The following is a 23523-nucleotide window of genomic DNA, read 5'->3' as shown; positions in this document are numbered from 1 at the left end:
AGCCTCTTCGAGCATGCAGCCGACAAACCCTTTACAGGCAAGGCTCTCAGACCGTCTGCCCCTGCGGATCGAGACGCTGACCGCCAGACTCCAGACGGTTCAAGGCATTCAGATAAGCCTTGGCCGAAGCGACGATGATGTCGGTATCTGCGCCCTGCCCATTCACCACCCGATCGCCTTTGGACAAGCGTACGGTGACCTCGCCCTGCGCATCGGTGCCGCCGGTAATCGCATTAACGGAATACAACAAGAGTTCAGCGCCGCTCTGCGCGATCTGCTCGATGGCTTTGAAAGCGCCATCCACAGGGCCGGAGCCATTCGCCACGGCCTGTTGCTCTTGCCCACCAACCGCCAAGGTCAGACTGGCCGAGGGCACTTCGCCCGTTTCGGAGCACACACGTAAGGCCACCAGCTTGTAGTGCTCGTGCGCGGGGGTTACGACTTCATCCGACATCAGCGCCTGCAAGTCCTCATCGAAGATCTCCTGCTTCTTGTCGGCCAACTCCTTGAAGCGCGCAAAGGCGGCATTGAGCTGCTCTTCGGATTCAAACACGATACCCAGATCCTGCAGGCGCGCACGCAAGGCATTACGACCCGAAAGCTTGCCCAAGGTGAGGCGGTTATTGGTCCAGCCCACATCCTCGGCACGCATGATTTCGTAGGTTTCACGATGCTTGAGTACGCCATCCTGATGGATGCCGGACTCATGCGCGAAGGCATTGGCGCCTACGATGGCCTTGTTCGGCTGCACTGGATAGCCGGTAATCTGCGACACCAGCTTGGAGGCCGGCACGATCTGCGTGGCATCGATACGGGTCGTCACCGGGAAGATGTCGGCGCGCGTGCGCACCGCCATCACCACCTCTTCCATCGAGGCATTTCCGGCGCGCTCGCCCAAACCATTGATCGTACATTCAACCTGGCGCGCGCCCGCAATCACGGCCGCCAGCGAATTGGCGACGGCCAGACCCAGATCGTTATGGCAATGCACCGACCAAACCACCTGATCGGAATTCGGCACGCGCTCGATCAGCGTGCGAATCAGGCTGGCGAACTGCTCAGGCATGTTGTAGCCGACGGTATCCGGCACGTTAATCGTCTTCGCGCCGGCCTTGATCACTTGCTCGAAGATGCGGCACAGAAAGTCGATCTCGGAGCGGCCCGCGTCTTCAGCCGAAAACTCGACATTGTCGGTATAGCCGCGCGCCCAGCCGATAGCCTTCACCGCCTGCTCGATGACCTGATCGGGCGTCATGCGCAGCTTCTTTTCCATGTGGATCGGGCTGGTCGCGATGAAGGTGTGGATACGCCCCGAATTCGCGGGCTTGATCGCCTCGCCCGCACGCCGGATGTCGTTCTCGCTGGCCCGCGCCAGCGAACACACGGTCGAATCCTTGATCGCCTCGGCCACGGCGCGCACCGAGTCGAAGTCGCCATTCGAGGCCGCGGCAAAACCCGCCTCGATCACATCAACCCGCATCTTTTCCAGCTGACGCGCGATACGCACCTTCTCATCACGGCTCATTGATGCGCCCGGGCTTTGTTCGCCATCGCGCAAGGTGGTGTCGAATATGACCAGGCGATCACTCATGAAAAACTCTCCGAAAGGGGTGGCGGTTTTATCTGGACACGGGCGTCGCGCGCAATTTACGCAGGCGGCGTACCGCCGTCATCACATAGCCCGACAGTCCATAGCACACGAACAAACCGAACAACACGCCGGGTGGGTAACTGCTCACGGCAGCCAGGCCACCCACAATCACCAGCGGCACGGCAAACGGCACGGCGCGGCGCAGGTTGATGTCCTTACCGCTCCAGAACAGTACATTGGTTACCATGCTGACTCCCGAAAACAGGGCGAAACCACAGGCCAGATAAGGCATGGGAATGCCAAGAAAACTGCCGGAGCCCGTGAAGTCATTGTCAATCATCACCCACACAAAGCCCGTAAGCAGCGCAGCTGCTGCAGGGCTGGGCAAGCCTTGAAAGAAGCGCTTGTCGACGACCGCAATATTGGTATTGAAGCGGGCCAGGCGAAGAGCGGCACTGACGCAATAAACGAACGCAGCAATCCAGCCCAGCTTGCCGAGATCCTTGAGCGCCCATTCGTAAGTCACCAAGGCCGGCGCGACACCAAACGCCACCATGTCCGACAAGGAGTCATATTCGGCGCCGAATTCGCTCTGCGTGTTGGTCAGACGCGCCACCCGACCGTCCAGCCCGTCCAGCACCATGGATATGAAAATAGCCACGGCGGCATGTTCGAAGCGCCCGTTCATGGCCTGCACGATGGCGTAGAAACCACCAAACAGCGCGGCCGTGGTGAACAGATTTGGCAGAATATAGATCGCGCGGCTACGGCGTTTTTCTTCGGACTCATCAGCCTGCGGAACTTGCTCACTCATGTCATGCCCCTTGTCCGGCCAAGCCGGGCGTTGAAAATCAGCTTGCAGAATACAACGAGGGGGAAGAAACCGGGCGCATCAAGTGCTCGGTTTCTTCCCCCTCAAAACCAGCCAGATCAGTTCTTGGACTGATCCACCAGCTTGTTCTTGGCAATCCACGGCATCATCGCACGCAGTTCGCCGCCAACGGTTTCAATCGGATGCACTGCATTCAGACGACGACGCGCCGTCATCGACGGATAGTTGGTGCGGCCTTCGAGGATGAACATCTTGGCGTATTCGCCGGTCTGGATGCGCTTGAGCGCATTGCGCATCGCTTCACGGGACTGCTCGTTGATCACTTCCGGGCCGGTCACGTACTCGCCGTACTCGGCGTTGTTGGAGATCGAATAGTTCATGTTGGCGATACCGCCTTCGTACATCAGATCCACAATCAGCTTCAGTTCGTGCAGGCACTCGAAGTAAGCCATTTCCGGCGCGTAACCGGCTTCGGTCAGGGTTTCGAAGCCCATCTTCACCAGTTCCACGGCACCGCCGCACAACACAGCCTGCTCACCGAACAAGTCGGTTTCAGTTTCTTCGCGGAAGTCAGTCTCGATCACGCCACCCTTGGTGCCGCCATTGGCTGCGGCGTAAGAGAGGGCGATGTCCTTGGCCTTGCCGGACTTGTCCTGATAGATCGCGATCAGGGACGGCACGCCACCGCCTTTGAGATACTCGGAGCGCACGGTGTGGCCCGGGCCCTTCGGCGCAATCATGATCACGTCCACATCGGCACGCGGCACGACCTGGTTGTAATGGACGTTGAAGCCGTGAGCAAACGCCAGTGCAGCGCCCGCCTTCATGTTCGACTCGATGTCGTTCTTGTACACAGAGGGGATATTCTCGTCCGGCAACAGGATCATGACGATGTCAGCGTTTTTCACTGCATCGGCAATCTCGGCAACCTTCAGGCCAGCACCTTCGGCTTTGGCCCATGAAGCGCCGCCCTTGCGCAGACCGACCGTGACGTTAACGCCAGAGTCGCGCAGGTTTTGTGCGTGAGCATGGCCTTGCGAGCCATAACCGACGATGGTGACTTGCTTGCCTTTGACGAGAGAAAGATCTGCGTCTTTATCGTAATAAACCTTCATTGCGTTTCCTTTCAAGTGAGGGGTAAAAGAAGGGTGAGGAGGCCGAACTGCTGCGTCGCCCCCACGCCCCTCATCAGATTTTCAGTACGCGGTCGCCACGGCCTACGCCACAAACGCCGGATCGCACAGTTTCAAGAATCAGCTTGCCTTCAATGGCGCCAAGGAAAGAGTCCAGCTTTTCCTGGGTGCCGGTCAGCTCGATTACATAGCTGGAATCAGTTACATCAATGATGCGTCCGCGAAAGATATCCGCCATGCGCTTCATTTCTTCGCGTGCAGCACCGACAGCCTGCACCTTGACGAGCATCAGTTCGCGCTCGATGTGCGGAGCCTCCGACACATCAAACACCTTGACCACATCCACCAGCTTGTTGAGCTGCTTGGTGATCTGCTCGATCACCTCATCCGAGCCGGAGGTCACGATGGTCATGCGCGACATCGAAGCATCTTCGGTCGGCGCTACGGTCAAGGATTCAATATTGTAGCCGCGGGATGAAAACAGGCCCGATACGCGAGACAAGGCGCCGGCTTCATTTTCCAGCAAGAGAGAAAGTACGTGTCGCATGGCTGTCTGCTCAGTCAGTAATCACAGATCTTCAGACGACAGGATCATCTCGTTGAGACCCTTGCCGCCTTGAATCATTGGATAAACGTTCTCGGTCTGATCCACTTGGAAGTCCATGAACACCAGATCGTCCTTGCGCGCAAAGGCTTCGCGCAACGCGCCTTCAACGTCGCCCGGCCGGGTAATCTGCAGGCCAACGTGGCCATAAGCCTCGGCGAGCTTGGCAAAATCCGGTAAGGAATCCATGTAAGACTCGGAGTAACGGTTGCCGTGGAAAATTTCCTGCCACTGCCGCACCATGCCCAGATAGCGGTTGTTCAGGCAAATCACCTTGATCGGCAAGCGATACTGCTTGCAGGTCGAAAGCTCCTGAATACACATCTGGATCGAACCTTCACCCGAGATACAGGCCACCGGAGCGCCCGGATGTGCCAACTGCACGCCCATGGCAGCAGGCAAACCAAACCCCATCGTTCCCAGACCACCCGAAGTCACCCAGCGACGCGGCTGATCAAAGGGGTAATACTGCGCAGCCCACATCTGATGCTGGCCCACGTCGGTCGTCACAAAAGCGTCGCCGCCCGTCACTTCCCAGAGTTTCTGCACCACAAACTGCGGCTTGATGATTTCGTCGGAATTCTTGTAGCCCATGCTGTCGCGTCGACGCCACTCATCAATCTGGTGCCACCAAGCGGCCAGATTGTCGGCCTCGGCATGGGCAACATCCGCCTCAAGACACGCAATCATCTGATCCAGCACATCGCCCACATCGCCGACGATGGGCAAATCAACCTTGACGCGCTTGGAAATCGAAGACGGATCAATGTCGACGTGAATGATCTTGCGCGGCTCCTGCATGAAATGCGCCGTATTGCCAATCACCCGGTCATCAAAGCGCGCGCCCACCGCCAGCAGCACGTCGCAGTAATGCATGGCCATATTGGCCTCATAGGTGCCATGCATCCCCAACATGCCGATGAACTGCTTGTCACTGGCAGGATAACCGCCCAACCCCATCAGCGTATTGGTACAGGGAAAGCCCAGCAAACGCGTCAACTTGGTCAGTTTTTCTGCCGCGTTCGACAGCACCACGCCGCCGCCGGCATAAATCACCGGGCGCTTCGCCTCGCGCAGCATTTGCACGGCCTTCAGGATTTGCTCGGAAGGGGCTTTTGCGGTCGGGTGGTAAGAACGCAGATTGACGGATTCCGGATACGCATACTCACAGCGCTGCGCCGTCACATCCTTGGGAATATCTACCAGCACCGGGCCAGGGCGGCCGGTACTGGCGATCAGGAAAGCCTTCTTGATCGTCGCCGCAATGTCGCGAACGTCCCGAACCAGGAAATTATGTTTCACGCAGGGTCGAGTGATACCCACCGTGTCCACTTCCTGGAAGGCATCCAGGCCGATAGCTGCCGTCGGCACCTGTCCGCTGATAATGACCAGCGGAATCGAGTCCATATAGGCAGTGGCGATCCCGGTAACGGCATTGGTTGCCCCCGGACCGGAGGTTACCAGCGCTACGCCCACCTTCTCGGTAGACCGGGCATAACCGTCCGCAGCATGGACAGCCGCCTGCTCATGGCGCACCAGCACGTGACGAACCTTGTCCTGCTTGAACAATTCGTCGTAAAGAAAGAGGACAGCGCCGCCCGGATAGCCGAAGATATACTCGACCTTTTCTTCCTGCAGACACCTCACTACAATTTCCGCACCGGTCAAGACCATTACAGCACCTAGCAAGCCAACAAAAGAACCCGTAACCTTACCGGCGCGACCGCGATTGGTCAAGGCAAGGGCACCCAAGCCTCACACAGAACAGGTCAGACTCTGGCATCTCGTCTCGAACTCTCCGACTTTCTCGCCTCTGTTGAGCGGCGAGCCTATCGGCAAGCACAATTTGCGCTGCGCAACGAAGAGTCCGCACTCGACGTGGTGCAGGACGCCATGTTGCGTCTGGCCGAGAAGTACGCTCACAAGCCGCCGGAAGAGTTCCCGATGCTGTTTCAGCGCATCCTGCAGAATGCAATTCGCGATCATATGCGTCGCTCAAAGGTGCGAAACCTTTGGGTCAGCCTGCTGTCTGCCTTTGGCGGCAACAACGAGGATTTCGACAGCGACCCGCTGGAAAGCATTGAAGCAGACAACGCCGGCTTCCTTCCAGCCAGCCCGCAAGGCCAGCTGGAACAGTCACAAACTTTTGGCATCATTGAGCGGGAGGTTGAAAAACTCCCGGCGCGTCAACGTGAAGCCTTCCTCATGCGTTACTGGGAGGAAATGGATATTGCCGAGACAGCTGCCGCAATGGGTTGTTCCGAAGGCAGCGTTAAAACGCATTGCTCGCGCGCCACGCACACCCTTGCGACCGCCCTGCGCGCGAAAGGAATTGAACTATGAAAACCAAACCCCTCGACGAACGCGAATTCGGTCAATTCATCCGGCACCAGCTGAATGCCGGGCTGACACAAATCGACAAACCAATTGCGGAACGCCTGCATAGCGCCCGCCAAGCCGCATTGGCGGGAGTTCTGGCACCCCAGCCATCTCTGGTCGGCGCGGGTCGCCACACGCTGGACTGGTGCGAGGACCATTTGCGCCCCTTCCTGATGGCGCTCGCACTGACGATGGCCGTCCTCGGCGGCAATTACCTCATGTCTGCGCAACGTCAGGACGAACTTGAAGATATCGACTCAGCCTTGCTGTCCGACGATCTCCCTATCGGCGCTTATCTGGACAAGGGTTTCCATTCATGGCTGGCCGACAACTCCTCGCAGCCCTGATCTTGCTGCTGGCGCTGCTGGCGCCAGCTCAAGCTCAAGTCCTTGGCGCAGCAACAAGCCCGCCGGCCTGGAGCACGCTCAATGCACAGCAGCGGACGGCGCTCGCCCCGCTATCCAAAGAATGGAATAGCCTGCCGGAAACGCGCAAACAAAAATGGCTGGGAATAGCTCGCCGCTATGCCGCGCTAAGCCCGGTCGAGCAGGCTCGCATGCAGGACCGGATGCGCGAATGGGTTGCGCTGACCCCTGCGCAACGCGACCTGGCGCGCAACCAGTACAAGAAATTACGCACCGCGCCACAAGAGCAAAAAATCGAACTCAGTCGTAAGTGGCAAGAGTACGAGGCGCTTTCCAACGAAGAAAAAGAACGCCTGCAAGCCGCGCCCATCGCACGGATCGCAGTCCCGGCCAACGCCTCGCAGCCGGCAGCGCCCTACGCCACCGCGGTTCCGAAACTGCTGGTACAAGCACCACCCAGCAGCAAATCTCGCCCGCTGGCCGTTGTAGCCCCCATCAGCAGCCAATCCCCCTAAGCGTCCTCCGCACATCATGAATATGCCCGCCCCGGCCTGCGCACGCACTGTCGTCGCCATTGCCAGCCTGCGTCGCCGTTTGTCCAGCATGCTCTATGAGAGCCTGCTCCTGCTCGGAGTGCTCGCCATCGGCTTTATTGCTCCCCTGACTGCCGTCGGCGTGCTATTTCATACGCAAATTCCCGGCGCACTGGCATGGTTGCACTTGTTTCTACTGCTCGGGATTTATTTTGTATGGCTGTGGCGGCGCAACGGCCAGACGCTGGCCATGCAGACCTGGCAGCTTCAGCTTGTAGATGCGCACAACGGAAAGCCGCCGAGTCTTGGCAAGTGCCTGTTGCGCTATGCGCTGACGTGGCCATCCCTGCTTTTCATGCTCAGCGGTCTCGGCCTGCTGTGGGTTATTTTCGTGGATCGTGATCGTCAGTTTCCGCACGATCGTCTGGCTGGCACCTGCATCGTGCACAACCCGGCCCGCGGACAGGAAGTCGGCACCTAAAACTCAGCGCCGATCTACCGTCCACATCATGCCGACGGCCAGCAAGAAGAACATCAGGCTAGGCGCAGTCGCGCTCAAGAATGCAGGCCAATTATTGATAATGCCCAGATTCGAAAACAAGGCATTCAGTAAATAAAAGGTAATCCCCAGCATCACGCCCATCAACACCCGCGCGCCAACATTGACCGAACGCTGATTGCCGAGTGCGAAGGGTAAAGCCAGCCCCATCATGACTAGCGCCGCCAGCGGATACATCAACTTTTTCCAGAACGCCACCTCGTAACGACCTGTCCGCTGTGCGTTCGCTTTCAGATGCTGAGTGTATTGGTACAGATTGCCAATGGCCATACGCTCCGGCGTCACCATCACCACACTGATCATCTCCGGCGTCAGCTCGGAGCCCCAGCGTAGAGCCGGCAGACGGGCGGTTTCAATCCGCTCACCAACAAAGCGCGTCTGCACAACATCCGTCAACAACCAACCTTGGGCAGGCGAATACGCGCCCTTCTCGGCCAGATTCATCGACAGCAGACGATGGGCTTCATCGAACTCAAAGATTTTCACCTTCTCCAGACTCGTATCCGGCAACACCCGGCTAACATTCACGAACAATCGTCCATCCCGGATCCACATCCCGGTGCGCAACTCCTGCGGCACACTGGCATTGATGCTGCGCAGGCGCCATTTTTGTGCCACGCGCTCCAGTGGCGGCGCGACATATTCGCCCACCACAAAGGTCGTCACCACAAAAATCAACCCGATTTTCAGCAACTCACCCATCAGTCGCAGCGTAGACACCCCAGCCGCACGCAGTACGGTCAATTCGGAGTTGCGTGCAAACTGGGTCAGTGCAAACAAACTGCCAATCAACACCGCAATCGGCATGATTTCGTAGGCCCGACTGGGGATCGACAGCGCAACAAAAATGAATGCGTGCTTGATCTGATAGCCGCCCTTACCCAGCTCTTCCAGCTCGGCAAGAAAATCGAAGAAGGTGAACAGACAGAGAAAAGCGCCGAGCACCAGCAAGGTGGAGCTCAGAATCTCACGGCGCAAATAGCGAGAAGCCGTCTTCATCGCGACCTCCGCAAGCTCGGCAGCATGCGCCAGCCAAACAGCAGCAAGAGCAGCAAGAGCATGGACCCATGCACTGCCCACACGCCAGTCACGGCATCCAGCCGGCCTTTGGCGATCCAGGCCTGACTCACGCCCAGCAAATTCAGGTAAACCGTAAAGGCCAGCACCGCGAACACCAGATTATTGGCCCGACCAACACGCGGATTCACGAACGACAAGGGAATTGCCAGCAAAGACAGGATCAAGGTCGCCAGCGGAATCCCGAAACGCCAGGCTAGCTCGCCCTTGTTCGGGTTGGTCGGCGCCAGCAGCAAATTGTCGGTCGTCAGGGTGCGTGGCGTCACCTCAATCACGCCCAGCTCCTTGGGCTCGATCCGCACCGCGTAACGCTCGAAGTTCATCACGCGAAAGTTGGCTGCGCCGGGTTCTCCGTCATAGCGCCGCCCGTTGAGCAACACCACAAAACGGTCCCCATTTGCAGCCGTTTCGACCTCGCCGTCGGTCGCGACCGTCAGGCCCTGCTTGCCGGGTTGCACAGAATTGATGAAGACATTTTTGACGCGCCCAGCGGCCTGATCGACCGATTCGACGAAAAACACCCGCTGTGAAGATGCGGATTCACGAAACGCCCCAGGCGAGACGCGCGAGACTTCGTCCCGGCTCTCCAGACGCTTGCGATATTCCAGCGCCTTGCCCTGCGCCCAAGGCGACAAAAACAGCGAAAGCACCGCCACCACCAAAGCGATAGGCAAAGAAAATTGCAGCACCGGCCGAATCCAGGCGGTCAGCGGAAGCCCGCTGGAAAACCACACCACCATTTCGGAGTCGCGATAGCTGCGCGACATCGACAGCAGCACGGCAACGAAAACCGACAGCGACAGCAGCACGGGCAGGTGATTCAGCGACGAAAACCCGATCAGGGCCAACACGGCATCCGCCGGCAAGCGCCCGCCAGCGGCCTGCGACAGCAAGCGCACCAGAATCACGGTGATCATGATGAAGAACAGTGCAACGAAAATCGCAATCGCCGTACTGGTGAATTCGCGCACAGCTGCGCGGCGGAAGATCATCTTGGTTGTCGACTCACTTTGACGGCATTGCGCCGCAGCGGGGATAATCACCCGATTGCAACCCCGGCGCATTGCGCCGACCGTATCGTCAGGAAAAGGTCATGGAATTTAGCATAAAAGCTGCAGCCCCCGAGAAACTCAAGACCGATTGCCTGATCCTCGCCCGCTTTGCGGATGGCGAAGCCGGCCCGCAGCTCGCGGCCATCGATACGGCCAGCAATGGCCTGCTGGGCAAACTGATCAAGCGCGAGCTGGACGACAAGGCCGGCAGCCTGTTCGCCCTGCCCACCCTGCCCGGCGTCGCCGCCGAACGCGTACTGGTTGTCAGCCTCGGCAAGCGTGCCGAATTCGCCGACAAGGCACTGCGCAGCGCCCTGACAGCTGTCGGCAAATGGCTCGCCCCAAGCAAAGCCAAATCTGCCGCTTTCGCCGCTACCGATCTGGTGGCCGGCGGCCTCGAATTGCCCGCCAGCCTGCGCACCGCTGCCATCCTGCTGGCTGATGCCTGCTACCGCTTCGAAGCCGTTCGCGCCAAGCCGGACGACAAACCGGCCGGTCCAGCCAAGCTCGAATTTCTGCTCCAGGGTAAGAGCGATGCCGCCGCCCGCACAGCACTCGAACAAGGCGCCGCAATTGCCGCCGGCCAATCCCTGGCCCGCGATCTGGGCAACCTGCCCGCCAACTACTGCACGCCATCGACCCTCGCCGATACCGCCAAGAGTCTCGCCCGCGAATACAAACTGAAGATTCAGGTTTTCGACCGCGACGGTATCGAAGAACTCGGTATGGGCAGCTTCCTGTCGGTCGCTCAAGGTTCGCGCGAAGAGCCACGCTTCATCGTTCTCGAATACAAGGGTGGCAAACCCAAGGCCGCGCCCATCGTGCTGGTCGGCAAGGGCGTCACCTTTGATTCCGGCGGCATTTCGCTGAAGCCCGGCGAAGGCATGGACGAAATGAAGTTCGACATGTGCGGCGCGGCTTCGGTGCTCGGCACTTTCCGTGCGGTCGCCAAAATGGGCCTACCGATCAATCTGGTCGGCCTGATTCCTGCGACTGAAAACATGCCCTCCGGCCTCGCCGTCAAGCCGGGTGACGTGGTCACTTCACTGTCCGGCCAGACCATCGAAATTCTCAACACCGACGCCGAAGGCCGTCTGATCCTGTGCGACGCACTCACCTACGCCGAGCGCTTCAAGCCCGCCTGCGTGGTCGACATCGCCACCCTCACCGGCGCCTGCATCATCGCATTGGGTCACCACACCAGCGGTCTACTCGCCAACGATGACGCCCTCGCCGCCGAGCTGCTCGGTGCCGGCCAGCGCACCGGTGATCGTGCCTGGCAACTGCCGCTGTTCGACGAATATCAGGATCAGCTCAAGAGCAATTTCGCGGACATGGCCAACATCGGCGGGCGCCCGGCCGGCAGCATCACCGCAGCCTGTTTCCTATCGCGCTTTGCCAAAGCCTACAAGTGGGCGCATCTGGATATCGCAGGCACCGCATGGAAGAGCGGCGCCGAAAAAGGCGCGACCGGCCGGCCTGTGCAACTGCTCACCGAGTTCCTGCTCGCGCGCGCCAAAGCCTGATGGACGTCAAGTTCTATCACAACGCCAGCGACCGCCTGCGGGCGGCCTGCGCCATCACCGCCAAGGCCGTGGCGCAGGGGCGAAAGATCATCGTCTATGCGCCCGATCAGGAACTCTCGCAGCAGTACGACAGTCTATTGTGGAGTGCACAGCCGGCCTCCTTCGTGCCGCATGTCGCGGCCAGCTCGCCGCTGGCGGCGCGTACCCCGGTCGTGATGGTGCAGACCCTGAGCAATCTGCCTTATGATGACGTGCTGATTAACTTGGCCGACGACCTGCCGGCTGGCTACGATCGCTTCAAGCTGCTGGTGGAAATCGTCGCCAGTGACGAAGCGGGGCGCAGCGCCGCCCGCAGCCGCTGGCGCTTTTACAAGGAAAACGGCCACACCGTGCAGCCCTACGATCTGGCGAAAAAAGACTCATGAGCCCTAGCACAAGCGACGATCCGATCATTGACAAGGCCCTGCTCACCAAAGCTGACGCCCTGATTCGTCGCAACCGTCCGGATGGTGTAGGCAGCGACGCCGATGAACTGCCCCTGCTCACCGACGCGCTGGACGAAGACCTGCCCGAACTCACCGACGCATTTGACACGCTCGAACCACTTGAAGCGCTGGACACCAGTTCGCTTGCCCCGATGCGTTCGCACGTTCCCGAGCGTGTAAAAGACACCTTCGCCCTGTCGCTGGATCTGGACATCGACGACGACCTCACCCCCAGCGGCCAGTTCCAGCAACTCAGCCCGCTGCCGCCGCGTCAGGTCATCGAGAACGCCGTCGACGAAGCCGTCGCACGCACCCGCGCCGAGATGCGTGCCGAACACGAACGTGCCATCCGTGAAGCCGCCGCCCGCGCGCGCGCCGAGGCCATCGCCGAACTTGGCGCGCAACCGCGCGGACGGTCCACCGAAGAACAGGAAATCGCCATCCGCGACGCCTGTGCCAAAGCCCGCGCCGACGCCCTTCACGAAGCCCGTGCCCAGCAACTGCGCGCCGTGCAAGCCGCCCAGGCCCAGGGCCGCGAAGAAGCCGAAATCAACCAGTGGCCGGCCATGCAGGAAGCCCGTCGCGAAGCCGTGCAGAATGCCGCCATGGCCATGGGCGAGCGCCTGATCGAGCTCGACGCGCAGATCGCCCAAGGCATCAATCAATGGCTGGCCAAGGAACTGCCGCCCATCATTGCCGGCGAGCTGCTGGGCCTCTCCGAACGCCTGCGCATGCAGACCGCCGCCCACCTGCGTGTCACCCTGCTGCCCGAACTCTCCGAGCAAATCTCCAAAGTGCTCGACAGCGCGCTGCGCGGTGACGACGATCAAAACCAGAGTTAAGCCCTGAAGAGCCGCTCCCAGCGGACTTCTTCAGCACACCTCCCTGCAAAGGTCCGCACAGCAAGCCGATACAGACAGGCATTCCGCAAAACCAATCCGCACAAGGCTCTCCAGCCATCACCTCGCAAAAGGACAAACGATGCGCTGTCGACTCATCCAAACGCTGCTCGCTCTCAGCACCAGCGTCCTCCTGCTCGGCTGCGCAGCCACCCCGCCCGCGGCCCCCGACCGCACGACACCCAGCCTCGGCTCGCCCAAGAAAGATGGCGGCCAGTTCCTCAGCAAACATGAAAGCTTCCTGCGCCGTGACCGCGAAGGCCCGATTGATCTGCTTTTCATCGGCGACTCCATCACCGAAGGCTGGCATAGCAAAGCGCCCTCCCTATAGCAGCAACAATACGGTCGCTACCGCCCCGCCAACTTCGGCATCGGCGGCGACCGCGTCGAGCATGTGCTGTGGCGCCTCGACAACGGCGAACTCGACAACATCCAGCCCAAAGTCATCGTCCTGTTGATCGGTACCAACAACAGCGCCTCACAGACCGGCGCGCAGATCGCCGCCAGCACCCGCCAGATCCTCGAACTCATCGCCCGCAAACAGTCGCAGAGCAAAGTATTGCTGCTTGGCGTCTTCCCGCGCGGTCCGCGCAAGGATGCAAGCGGGCGCATCGACGACGCCGTGCAGCGCATGCAGACAATCCGCGCAGCCAACACCGAACTCGCCCGTCTCGACGACGGCCAGCGCATCCGCTACCTCGACCTCAGCCCGCGCTTCGTGCGCAATGGTCAGATTCCGCCCGAACTCATGCCGGACCAGCTCCACCCCTCACTCGCCGGCTATCAGATCTGGGCCGAAGCCATGCAACCGCTGCTGGACGAAATGCTGGCGCAGCCGCAAGCAAGCAACTAGACTAACCGGACTTAGTCCAGTCGAGCCCGCCATGCACACCGTCAATATTCACGAAGCCAAGACTCATTTATCCCGGCTGATCGAACAAGCAGCCAAGGGTGAATCTTTTGTCATCGCCAAGGCCGGCAAGCCGCTGGTCAAAGTCAGCGCCCTGAGCGCGCCCGAAGCCGGGCAAACCAGACGCCTCGGCTTCATGGCCGGGCAGATCGCCGTGCCCGATGATTTCGACAGCATGGGCAGCGTCGAGATTGAGCAGCTTTTCGGCGGCGAAGCATGAAACTTCTGCTCGACACGCACCTCTTGCTGTGGGCCGCAGGTACGCCGGAGCAGCTATCTGCCGAAGCCCGCAGCTTGATCGAAGCGCCCGGCAACGAACTTTTCTTCAGCGCCGCCAGCCTGTGGGAAATCGCCATCAAACACAGCCTCGGCCGCGCGGACTTCAAAGTCGATGCGCGCCTGCTGCGGCGCGGGCTGCTGGACAACGGCTACAACGAATTGCCCATCGGCAGCGAACACGCGGTGGCCATCGACAGCCTGCCGCCCATCCACAAAGACCCGTTCGACCGGATGCTCATCGCCCAAGCCACAGTCGAAGGCATCCTCCTGCTGACGGCCGATGCCCTGCTCGCGCAATACCCGGGACCGGTGCAACAAGTGTGAGTAGACGCAAAGCGGGGCAATCAGTGTCCCTGAGCCCACGCGGCGGCTTACCCGATCAGATCAATACCAGTTCCGCTTGGTTCATCTCACCAGACGCAGCGGATACGCAGTATCGCGATCCCCACTTTCCACCCCCCCAACCATGAAATTCAGTGTCCAAGCATACAAAGATGAGCTCGCCATCGGAGAGCTTGTCCAGTACAGGGATGCAGTCGCCGAGGGAAAAACAGCTGGGTCAATGGCTGGATTGAAACGACTGTAATCAACAATGCTTTCGAGTTCCTTGATGTTCGGCATCCGCCAGGCCTTACCGCTCGCCTGAGCCAGGCTGCTCGCTCGCAACAAAGCCACAGCATGAGTGTAAGTCGCTGCACTGCCAGCGCATGAACTTCCCACCCAGCTCTGCCCCTCACTGCAGCGACGCCAGGTCAGACCAGTTCGGGAATCCCTCACCTCCTGAGCATCCGCCGAAAACTGATAACGCCCGGCCTCTGACAACAGACTGCCGCGCACCAACCGCACGGCATGTGTGTACTCGCGTCCATAGAACCCGGATATGCCCGCAAAAAAATCCACGCCCTCCGAACCAGTGGTAAGGGCAGCGTTCTGCGTTGCACTCCAGTACCATGAATTTATGCTATTCGGAAACCAGCTAACGTCGATCGTCGGTCCCGGGTAGCTGACGCCGTAATCCACCAGCCCGAGCAATTCACCCGCCACAGGCAAACGCCAGTCTTTCGCACCACACAAACCAGCCACATTGACCGCTGCCACGAACTCACTGGCATCGCCACTACGGTTATCACCATGGTTGGTGTAGAGCTTGTTTAGATCACGCAAACCTCCGTCGCTAGTCTTGATTTCCCAGACCAGCCCGGTCAGCTTGTCACGCACACAATTCCAGTTGCTGGCGCTTGCCGACAAGGCCTTGCCTGCGGCATCTAGCTTCTCGAAACTGAAACCAGCCTTGCCGTCTGAGTTATCGCTAGATGTGGCATCGCGCCCGGTATTGCAATCGTTGCCGCTGACCGCTGCGTTGCAACTCGTTACATAAGCGCCAGTAGCATCGTAAGCGGTGGCCGTGACGCCAGTATCGTTCAGCAAACGAACGCCTGAAGCATCAGCGCTCCCTGCGCCGGCAGAAACGCCACCACCACCACCACCGCAAGCAAACAACACCGCACCAAGCACGAGCGCTCCCGCAGCTTTCCATCCCTGACTCATCCCGTGCATTTTTATTATTCCCACTCGTTGAGAAGCAAGGCCGCAAAGTATGCCAGGTCGTTCTTTTGCACAAGCAGCACTCCGGGCAATCTTGATGTGGGACAGCCAGCCCCACCCTCACCCACTCGGGCGGAAGCTGTTGCACAGCCTGAAGAGCCTCACCAGCATTGACTGTGCAGCAAGCCCATCTGGAGAAGCAAGCCCCACACGGTTCTTCAAGCACACACCCACCGCCTTTGCGGCCCTTTGCGTTTCTTCGCGCCTTCGCGGCAAAGGGGCTGAGGCTTTGGATCAACGGCAACCCCTCCCAGCCTCCCCTTGACAAGGGAGGGGCTGCGCCGCCGCGTTCGGGCGGCACAAGCTTCCCGGCCCACGCCCGCCAGCCGGTATAATCCCGCCCTTCCCCAGAATTCATCCAGGTTTCCTATGGAACTCGCCAAGAGCTTTGAGCCGGCCGATATCGAATCGCGCTGGTACCCGCAATGGGAAAAATCCGGTTATTTCGCGGCCGGCCTCGACACCAGCAAGCCCGCCGATCAGTCTTTCTGCATCCTGCTGCCGCCGCCAAACGTGACCGGCTCGCTGCACATGGGTCATGGTTTCAACCAGACCATCATGGATGCACTGACCCGCTACCACCGCATGAGTGGCGCCAACACGCTGTGGCAGCCGGGCACCGACCACGCCGGTATCGCCACGCAAATCGTGGTGGAGCGCAAGCTGGAAGGTGAAGGCATCAAGCGCCTCGACCTGGGCCGCGAGAAGTTCCTCGAGAAGGTCTGGGAGTGGAAGGAATACTCCGGCGGCGCGATCACGCAGCAGATGCGTCGCCTCGGCACCTCGCCGGACTGGAGCCGCGAGCGCTTCACCATGGATGCGGGCCTGTCCAAATCCGTTACCGAATCCTTCGTGCGCCTCTACAAGGAAGGCCTGATTTACCGTGGCAAGCGCCTGGTGAACTGGGACCCGAAGCTGGGCACGGCCGTCTCCGATCTGGAAGTGGAGTCGAAGGAAGAAGACGGCTTCATGTGGCATCTGCGCTATCCGCTGGCCGATGGCTCGGGCCATTTGACGGTGGCGACGACCCGCCCGGAGACCATGCTCGGCGATTCCGCCGTCATGGTGCATCCGGAAGACGAGCGTTACGCGCACCTGATCGGCCAGATGATCCGCCTGCCGCTCTCGTCCATGCAGGGTGACACGCTGGACGCCTCGCACTGGCGCGAGATCCCGATCATCGCCGATGACTACGTCGACAAGGAATTCGGCACGGGCTGCGTGAAGGTCACCCCGGCGCATGACTTCAACGACTACGCGGTCGGTCAACGTCATCACCTGCCGATGATTTCGGTGCTGTCGCTGGACGCCAAGATCAACGAAAACGCGCCGGCCCGCTACCACGGTCTGGATCGCTTCGAGGCGCGCAAGCAGATCGTCGCCGACTTCGAAACCCTCGGCCTGCTCGGCGAGATCAAGCCACACAAGCTGCAGGTGCCGCGCTGCGAGCGCACCAACGAGATCGTCGAGCCGATGCTCACCGATCAGTGGTTCGTCGCCGTCAACAAGCCCGGCGCGGATGGCAAGTCGATTGGTCAGAAGGCCATCGAAGTGGTCGAATCTGGCGAAGTGAAGTTCGTGCCCGAGAACTGGGTGAACACTTATTACAGCTGGATGCGCAATCTGCAGGACTGGTGCATCTCGCGGCAGCTCTGGTGGGGTCACCAGATTCCCGCCTGGCATGCGGCCGACGGCCGCGTGTGGGTCGCCCATGACGAAGCCGAAGCTGTCGCGCTGGCCGCCAAGGATGGCTACACCGGCACGCTGACGCGTGACAACGACGTACTCGACACCTGGTACTCGTCGGCCCTGTGGCCCTTCAGCACCCTGGACTGGACGCCGGAATATCCGGGCCAATCCAACCCGGCGCTGGACCTGTATCTGCCGTCTTCGGTGCTGGTTACGGGTTTTGACATCATCTTCTTCTGGGTCGCCCGGATGATCATGATGACCAAGCACCTGACCAACAAGATTCCGTTCAAGCACGTCTACGTGCACGGCCTGATCCGCGATGCGGAAGGCCAGAAAATGAGCAAGTCCAAGGGCAATGTGCTGGACCCGATCGATCTGATCGACGGCATCGGTCTGGACGCGCTGATTGCCAAGCGCACCACCGGCCTGATGAACCCGCGCGATGCGGCCAAGATCGAGAAGAAGACGCGCAAAGAATATCCGGAAGGCATTCCCGCTTTCGGCACCGACGCGCTGCGCTTCACCTTCTCCTCGCTGGCTTCGCCGGGGCGTGACATCAAGTTCGACATGCAGCGCTGCGAGGGCTATCGCAACTTCTGCAACAAGCTGTGGAACGCCACGCGCTTCGTGCTGATGAACTGCGAAGGCAAGGATTGCGGGCTGGACAATCACAAGGTCAGCGAGTGCGATGGCGAATACCTGAGCTTCTCGTTTGCCGACCGCTGGATGACCAGCCGCCTGCAACGCGCCGAAGCCGACATCGCGCAGAACTTCACTGAGTACCGTCTGGATCTGGCCGCGCGCACGATCTATGAACTGGTCTGGGACGAGTACTGCGACTGGTATCTGGAACTGGCGAAAGTTCAGCTGCAGAACGGCTCAGAAGCCCAGCAACGCGGCACCCGCCGCACCTTGGTGCGCGTGCTCGAAACCATCCTGCGCCTGGCGCACCCGCTGATTCCGTTCATCACCGAAGAGCTGTGGCAGACCGTGTCGGTCGTGGCCGGTCGCAAGGCCAGCGAGTTCATCGGCACCGCCGCCTACCCGAGCTGCGCGCCGGAGCGCATCGACGAAGCCTCGGAAGCCAAGGTCGCGCAACTCAAGGACATCATCAACGCCTGCCGCAGCCTGCGCGCCGAGATGAATCTGCAGCCGTCCAACAAGGTGCCGCTGTTGATGGCCGGTGACGAAGCCACGGTTGCCCTGTTCGGCCCGTATCTGGCCGCGATGGCCAAGCTGTCGGAAGTGACCGCCGTCGGTGCCGAGCTGCCACAATCGCCGGCCCCGGTGCAAGTGGTCGGCGAATTCCGCTGCATGCTCAAAATCGAGATCGATCCGGTCGCCGAGCGCGAGCGCATTGGCAAGGAAATCGGTCGTATCGAAATCGAAGCGGGCAAGATCGAAGTCAAGCTGGGTAACGAAGGCTTCGTCGCCCGCGCCCCGGCTGCCGTGGTGGATGCCGAACGCAAGCGCTTGGCAGACTTTGGCAGCACGCTGGAGAAGCTGCGCGATCAGCTCAGCCGACTCGGCTGAGTTTGATTGTGTTGATATGAATAACGGGGCCGCGGGGCCCCGTTATTGTTTGCCCTCCTGAAGAGCCGCCCCCCGCCTTGCTGTGCAGCATTCATGCCCGCAGACCCAATCCGGGAGCGGGTCTTCAGCAAGGTCAGCCAATCCTCTTCAGAAACTCGCGCAAGGCCTCGACGAAGCGGGCGATGTCGGCGTCCAGTTGCGGCAGCAGGGCTTCGCCCTCGGCCAGTTGCTCCTCGGCGCACAGCGCTTCGATCCGCCCGGCACAATCTGCCACCGCAATGCCCGAGGTATTCCCCGCCGCGCCTTTGAGTGAATGGGCGTGACGCCGGGCATCCTTGGTATTGCGGGCCGCAAGCGCGGCGCGCAATTGCTGGACGAGGCCGGCATAGTCTTCGAGGAAGGCGCCCGTGGCAATCTGTGCAATCTCTAAGTCGCTCCCCAGACGACGCATCAGCTCTGACGCATCGAAGACCGGCAGGCTTTCAGCATCGGCAGAAGGCGTCAATGCGGGGCTCGCCAACACCACCGGAACATCGTTCATGCTGGGCGCCAGCCATTTGTGCAGCATGCCCAGCAGCTTGCCCAGATCGATCGGTTTGGCGAGAAAATCAGACATACCGGCCGCATCGCAAAGGTGGCGATCTTCGGCAAACGCGCCTGCGGTCAGCGCCACGATGGGCACCGGCGTGCGGTGCTCAAGTAGTTCCCACTGACGAATCAGGCGGCTCGCTTCGAAGCCGTCCATGACGGGCATCTGGCAATCCATCAGGATCAGATCAAAGGCTTCGCGCGCGCAGACCAGATCCACGGCCTCTTGCCCGTTGCCGACATGGGAAAGTTGCAGGGATTGGCTGGCGAGCATGGCCTGCACAACGAGCAGGTTGGTCGGATTGTCCTCGACGATCAGCACCCGTCGTCCCTGCAGGCTCGGCGGCGAGCTGGCGGCGAGTTCCGGTGCACGCTCGCTGCGCCGGCTTTCTTCCTGCGTGCAGACCACGCCCGTCTGAATCCTGAACCAGAAAGTTGAGCCCTGCTCTTCACGACTTTCAATCCCGACCTCGCCCTGCATCAGCTCGGCCAGGCTACGGACGATGGACAGGCCCAGACCGGTGCCGCCGAATTTTCGGGTGTCTGAATCGTCAATCTGGGAGAAGGGCTTGAAGAGCAACGCCTGCTTGTCAGCAGGAATACCAATACCGGTATCGGTGACGGCAAAGTGCAGTTGCGCTACCTCGTCCACACGGTCAAATTCATCGGCCCAGATGCTGACCTGGCCGTGACTGGTGAATTTGAGTGCGTTGCTGACCAGATTCGAAATCATCTGGCGCAGGCGGATCGGATCGCCACGATATCGCAGGCCGGGCTGACCACACCAATGGGCCTCAAGCCTCAGGCCTTTCAGATGCGCAGCTTCGGCAAACAGCGCGGAGATTTCTTCCAGAATCTGCTGCGGCGAGAAGATGGCATCGGTCAGCTCCAGCTTGCCCGCCTCGACCTTTGACAGATCCAGAATGTCATTCAACAGCGCCAGCAAAGTCTGACCCGAATTCAGAATGGTGCGCGCGAAATTCCGCCGCCCGGCATCGGCCAGATCCGGCTGCAGCAGCATCTGCGCCATGCCCAGAATGCCGTTGAGCGGGGTGCGGATTTCGTGGCTCATGGTCGCGAGGAAACGACTCTTCGCCAGATTCGCAGCCTCGGCGTGTTGCTTGGCTTCGATCAGCGCCGTTTCGGCCGCTTTGCGTTCGGTAATTTCCTGATGCGTACCGGACATGAACAAGGGCTTGCCCTCGGCATCGCGGCGCAAGACCTTGCCGCGATCCAGTACCCACACCCAGTGCCCGTCCTTGTGACGCATGCGGACTTCAACTTCGTAATTCTCCACCAGCCCATCAAAATGCCGCTGCAGCTCGATGCCAGAAGCCGCCAGATCCGCCGGATGCGCGAAATCAACCCAGGTATCGATGCTGGTGGGGCTGAGCTCCTCCAGCGTATAGCCGATGATCTCGGCCCAGCGCTCGTTGAAGGTGGTCTGCCCGGTACTCAGATCCCACTCCCAGGTGCCCACGTTGGTGCCGCGAATGATGTCGGCCAGGCGGCGGCGCTCGTTGGCCAGCTCCGCACGGCTACGGTTGCGCTCGGTGATGTCCTGCTTGATGGCGACGAAATGACTGATCTGCCCCGTTTCGTCGATCACCGGCGCGATGGTCTGATCTTCATCGTAGAGCGTGCCGTCCTTGCGCCGATTGCGCAGCTCGCCGCGCCAGATCTTGCCGCTCAGGATGGTTTGCCACATCTCGGCGAAAAATTCCGGCGGATGCTCGGCAGATTTCACCAGATCGCGCGGATTACGCCCGATGGCCTCTTCGGCGCTGTAGCCGGTAACGCGCGTAAAGGCCGCGTTGACGCGTTCGATCCGGCCTTGTCGGTCGGTAATCACAATGGCATTGGCGGCAGCATCCACGGCCTGACTCTGCAGCCGCAGCTGGGCTTCTGAGCGTTTACGCCGGGTAATGTCGAGCACCGCGACATACAGCAGGATCTGCCCGTCGACGCTGATCGGGCTGGCGTGCCCCTCCACCTGGCGAATCTCGCCGCTGGCCATCCGCTGCGAAAATTCAAAGGTATTCCGCTTGCCGGAAACGGCATCCCTCATCGCGGCCTGCACCACTTCAGCACCGGCCTGACTGATATCCGTGATCTTGAGGCGCTTGAACTCCACATGACAGAAGCCATAAAAATGACAGGCCTCGGCATTCGCTTCGATGATCAAACCGGAAACCGGATCAATCGCCAGCATTGGAATCTTCAGCCTCTCGAACAGCATGCGGTGATGCTCCTCGCTATGGCTTAGCCGCCACAAGGCATCCTGCAAGGCAGTCGTGCGCGCCTCCACCAGCTGATCAACCATCCGCTTGCGCTGCGCCAGACTGTAGATCAACACCGCGCTGATGGCCGTGAGCAGAAAACCGCTCAGCAACACCAGCAGCGGCCAATCCGACTCGGAAGCAAGCAGGTTGGCCGGGCTGGCCACAATTTCCAGCTCGTATTCCCGCCCCCCCAGATCCAGCGGCCGGGTCACGCGCAAGGGGCTACTTTCAAACCAGCCCGGGTCCGGAGCGGCACCCGATTGCCGGGTGCGCGACCAGTGCAGATAGAGCAGGCCCTCCTCGCCCGCCAGCGCGCTGTCACTCATACGGACATCCAGGCCGCTTGGAGGAATATTTTTCAGCGCCTGGTCAAACACCTCGGTGATACGCAAAGCCCCGACGGCAAATCCCGTCAGATTCTTGCGCCGCCCCGCGATATCGGCGATCGAAGTGTCGGGCGCATAAGCCGGCACAAAGATCAGCACCCCTTTCTCCCGCGTGCTGCCCTGCATCAGTCTGACAGGCGCCGTTATCGTGGGCATACCACTGTCTCGTGCCGCCTCAAGAGCTATGCGGCGCTGCAGTTCGGAAGACAGATCCACGCCCAGCACGCCAGCATTGCCTTCCAGGGGCTCCAGAAAACGTACCGGAAAATGCTCTTCGCGCCGCGCCGCCGTATCCATCCCGCCCGGCAGGATGTCGCGAATCATGTAGCCCTTGACCCCCTCGGCGCGTGCCGAAAGCTCGAACACATCGCGCTCGCGCGCACTGACCCGGGGAGCCCATTCATAAGCCTGGATATGCCGCTCTTTGCCAAATACGCGAACAATCCGCGAAAACCCTTGCGCATCCAGCTGACCCGTGGTGGCGTGAACCTGCTGGATGTTCTGGATCCGAGCCACCACCACAGCCATCTCGCTGCGCAGGGCGGCCGCATGCCGATCAGCAAGAATCGTGAAATCACTCAGGCGCCGGGCGCTTTCTACCCGCTCGAAACGCTGAAAGATCCACGCACTGACCAGCCCGCCAAGAATCAGCACGGCCAGCGGCGGCAACAGGCGCAGATAAAGCGAACGGAGCATGGAACTCCCGGCGGGACAAAGGCACCGCTAAATCACGGTAACCCGACAAGTATCGGCAATGCACGCCAATGCTTGATCGGCGCCGCGCACTTTGCCCGGAAGACAGCCTTACTGGAAAGCCGCCCCCAGACTGCCTGTGCACGGCACATGCCTGCAGAACAAGTATGGGCGCGGCTCTTCGGCAGGATTAATCTCAAACCATCAAAGCTGCGGTCAGATTTTCCGCGCCAACAGGCGGCTCCGCCGCGACGCACCTTCCGCTCTTTGAGCGTTAACGCACAGATCAGCCACATTCGAATAATTATGGTGAACCGCAAGACGCAGTGACCAATTCGGTGGCATGGCTTCAGATGTAAATCCGTCGAAACGCCCCTATAAAGGAACACTCACCATGTCCAATACTGTTCCGTGCAATTAAAGTCGAAAACTCGATCCACACAACCATGCTGGTTTGCGAAGAGGTTTTCAACGTTGCCATTTTCTAAAGTCGAAAACTAGTCAGGAAGCCATTCTCCAC

General features: G+C 60.2%; 20 protein-coding genes and 1 pseudogene. 12 read left to right on the top strand and 9 right to left on the bottom strand.

Translation table 11 applies throughout. The features are described 5' to 3' along the window. Positions 1-46 precede the first annotated feature (46 nt). The 5 genes from ABXR19_RS17785 to ABXR19_RS17765 form a co-directional block, all read right to left on the bottom strand. Entirely contained in the window at positions 47-1591 is a 1545-nt protein-coding gene (locus ABXR19_RS17785; RefSeq protein ID WP_354602496.1) for a 2-isopropylmalate synthase, read from the bottom strand. A gap of 28 nt (positions 1592-1619) precedes the next feature. Continuing rightward, positions 1620-2405, bottom strand: a complete 786-nt coding sequence (gene pssA, locus ABXR19_RS17780) for a CDP-diacylglycerol--serine O-phosphatidyltransferase (protein WP_354602495.1) — start codon at positions 2403-2405, stop codon at positions 1620-1622. A gap of 116 nt (positions 2406-2521) precedes the next feature. Then, positions 2522-3538, bottom strand: coding sequence for a ketol-acid reductoisomerase (gene ilvC, locus ABXR19_RS17775; RefSeq protein ID WP_354602494.1), 1017 nt, complete (start codon positions 3536-3538; stop codon positions 2522-2524). 73 nt (positions 3539-3611) lie between these two features. After that, positions 3612-4103 carry an acetolactate synthase small subunit gene (ilvN, locus tag ABXR19_RS17770; RefSeq protein WP_354602493.1) on the bottom strand — a complete coding sequence of 164 codons (492 nt, stop codon included), beginning with the start codon at positions 4101-4103 and terminating at the stop codon, positions 3612-3614. A 21-nt stretch (positions 4104-4124) separates the two neighbouring features. Then, complete coding sequence (locus tag ABXR19_RS17765) at positions 4125-5834, bottom strand: acetolactate synthase 3 catalytic subunit (protein WP_354602492.1); 1710 nt, start codon at positions 5832-5834, stop codon at positions 4125-4127. Positions 5835-5888: 54 nt separating this feature from the next. On the opposite strand from ABXR19_RS17765, the gene ABXR19_RS17760 reads away from it, so the two are divergent. Genes ABXR19_RS17760 through ABXR19_RS17745 form a run of 4 tightly spaced genes read left to right on the top strand, consistent with a single transcriptional unit; the run spans position 5889 to position 7918 of the window. Next, a complete protein-coding gene (locus tag ABXR19_RS17760; protein WP_354602503.1) occupies positions 5889-6503 on the top strand; it encodes an RNA polymerase sigma factor in 615 nt (204 codons plus the stop codon). Next, positions 6500-6886 (top strand): DUF3619 family protein, encoded by a 387-nt coding sequence (locus tag ABXR19_RS17755; RefSeq protein WP_354602491.1) that lies wholly within the window; start codon positions 6500-6502, stop codon positions 6884-6886. The genes ABXR19_RS17760 and ABXR19_RS17755 overlap by 4 nt, the downstream gene beginning before the upstream one ends. Beyond that, positions 6856-7419, top strand: coding sequence for a DUF3106 domain-containing protein (locus tag ABXR19_RS17750; protein ID WP_354602490.1), 564 nt, complete (start codon positions 6856-6858; stop codon positions 7417-7419). Before ABXR19_RS17755 ends, ABXR19_RS17750 begins: the two co-directional genes overlap by 31 nt. 16 nt (positions 7420-7435) lie before the next feature. Further along, the gene (locus tag ABXR19_RS17745; RefSeq protein ID WP_354602489.1) at positions 7436-7918 is read left to right on the top strand and encodes an RDD family protein; all 483 of its coding nucleotides are present in this window, start codon (positions 7436-7438) and stop codon (positions 7916-7918) included. Positions 7919-7921: 3 nt separating this feature from the next. On the opposite strand, the gene lptG is transcribed toward ABXR19_RS17745, so the two are convergent. Together lptG and lptF are read right to left on the bottom strand one after the other, a co-directional pair. Then, positions 7922-8995 carry an LPS export ABC transporter permease LptG gene (gene lptG / locus ABXR19_RS17740; RefSeq protein WP_354602488.1) on the bottom strand — a complete coding sequence of 358 codons (1074 nt, stop codon included), beginning with the start codon at positions 8993-8995 and terminating at the stop codon, positions 7922-7924. Next, positions 8992-10065: an LPS export ABC transporter permease LptF gene (gene lptF, locus ABXR19_RS17735; RefSeq protein WP_354602487.1), complete on the bottom strand. Its 1074-nt coding sequence runs from the start codon at positions 10063-10065 to the stop codon at positions 8992-8994. The genes lptG and lptF overlap by 4 nt, the downstream gene beginning before the upstream one ends. A gap of 101 nt (positions 10066-10166) precedes the next feature. Here lptF and ABXR19_RS17730 point away from each other — a divergent pair, with 101 nt between their 5' ends. The 7 genes and pseudogenes from ABXR19_RS17730 to ABXR19_RS17700 all read left to right on the top strand — a co-directional run bounded on the left by ABXR19_RS17730 (position 10167) and on the right by ABXR19_RS17700 (position 14548). Beyond that, on the top strand, positions 10167-11651 hold the full coding sequence (locus tag ABXR19_RS17730; protein ID WP_354602486.1) for a leucyl aminopeptidase: 1485 nt from the start codon (positions 10167-10169) through the stop codon (positions 11649-11651). Further along, positions 11651-12076, top strand: coding sequence for a DNA polymerase III subunit chi (locus tag ABXR19_RS17725; RefSeq protein WP_354602485.1), 426 nt, complete (start codon positions 11651-11653; stop codon positions 12074-12076). Before ABXR19_RS17730 ends, ABXR19_RS17725 begins: the two co-directional genes overlap by 1 nt. Further along, the gene (locus ABXR19_RS17720; protein ID WP_354602484.1) at positions 12073-12978 is read left to right on the top strand and encodes a hypothetical protein; all 906 of its coding nucleotides are present in this window, start codon (positions 12073-12075) and stop codon (positions 12976-12978) included. Before ABXR19_RS17725 ends, ABXR19_RS17720 begins: the two co-directional genes overlap by 4 nt. Before the next feature lie 139 nt (positions 12979-13117). Next, a complete protein-coding gene (locus ABXR19_RS17715) occupies positions 13118-13366 on the top strand; it encodes an SGNH/GDSL hydrolase family protein (RefSeq protein WP_354602483.1) in 249 nt (82 codons plus the stop codon). A 15-nt stretch (positions 13367-13381) separates the two neighbouring features. Further along, positions 13382-13888, top strand: a pseudogene (locus ABXR19_RS17710) (GDSL-type esterase/lipase family protein); the annotation flags it as partial. A gap of 31 nt (positions 13889-13919) precedes the next feature. After that, positions 13920-14165, top strand: coding sequence for a type II toxin-antitoxin system Phd/YefM family antitoxin (locus tag ABXR19_RS17705; RefSeq protein WP_354602482.1), 246 nt, complete (start codon positions 13920-13922; stop codon positions 14163-14165). Further along, positions 14162-14548, top strand: coding sequence for a type II toxin-antitoxin system VapC family toxin (locus tag ABXR19_RS17700; protein ID WP_354602481.1), 387 nt, complete (start codon positions 14162-14164; stop codon positions 14546-14548). Before ABXR19_RS17705 ends, ABXR19_RS17700 begins: the two co-directional genes overlap by 4 nt. Positions 14549-14629: 81 nt before the next feature. Here ABXR19_RS17700 and ABXR19_RS17695 read toward each other — a convergent pair whose 3' ends face one another. Then, on the bottom strand, positions 14630-15772 hold the full coding sequence (locus ABXR19_RS17695) for an Lcl C-terminal domain-containing protein (RefSeq protein WP_354602480.1): 1143 nt from the start codon (positions 15770-15772) through the stop codon (positions 14630-14632). Positions 15773-16198: 426 nt separating this feature from the next. Between ABXR19_RS17695 and ABXR19_RS17690 the strand changes: the two genes are divergently transcribed. Beyond that, positions 16199-19054, top strand: coding sequence for a valine--tRNA ligase (locus tag ABXR19_RS17690; protein ID WP_354602479.1), 2856 nt, complete (start codon positions 16199-16201; stop codon positions 19052-19054). A 133-nt stretch (positions 19055-19187) separates the two neighbouring features. Here ABXR19_RS17690 and ABXR19_RS17685 read toward each other — a convergent pair whose 3' ends face one another. Next, positions 19188-23006, bottom strand: coding sequence for a PAS domain S-box protein (locus tag ABXR19_RS17685; RefSeq protein WP_354602478.1), 3819 nt, complete (start codon positions 23004-23006; stop codon positions 19188-19190). Positions 23007-23523: the final 517 nt, after the last annotated feature.

Origin of the sequence: Uliginosibacterium flavum (assembly GCF_040566545.1) — a bacterium.
Lineage (GTDB): Bacteria > Pseudomonadota > Gammaproteobacteria > Burkholderiales > Rhodocyclaceae > Uliginosibacterium > Uliginosibacterium flavum.
Note: the sequence above shows the minus strand (reverse complement) of the source record. Positions and strands in the feature narration are given on the sequence as shown.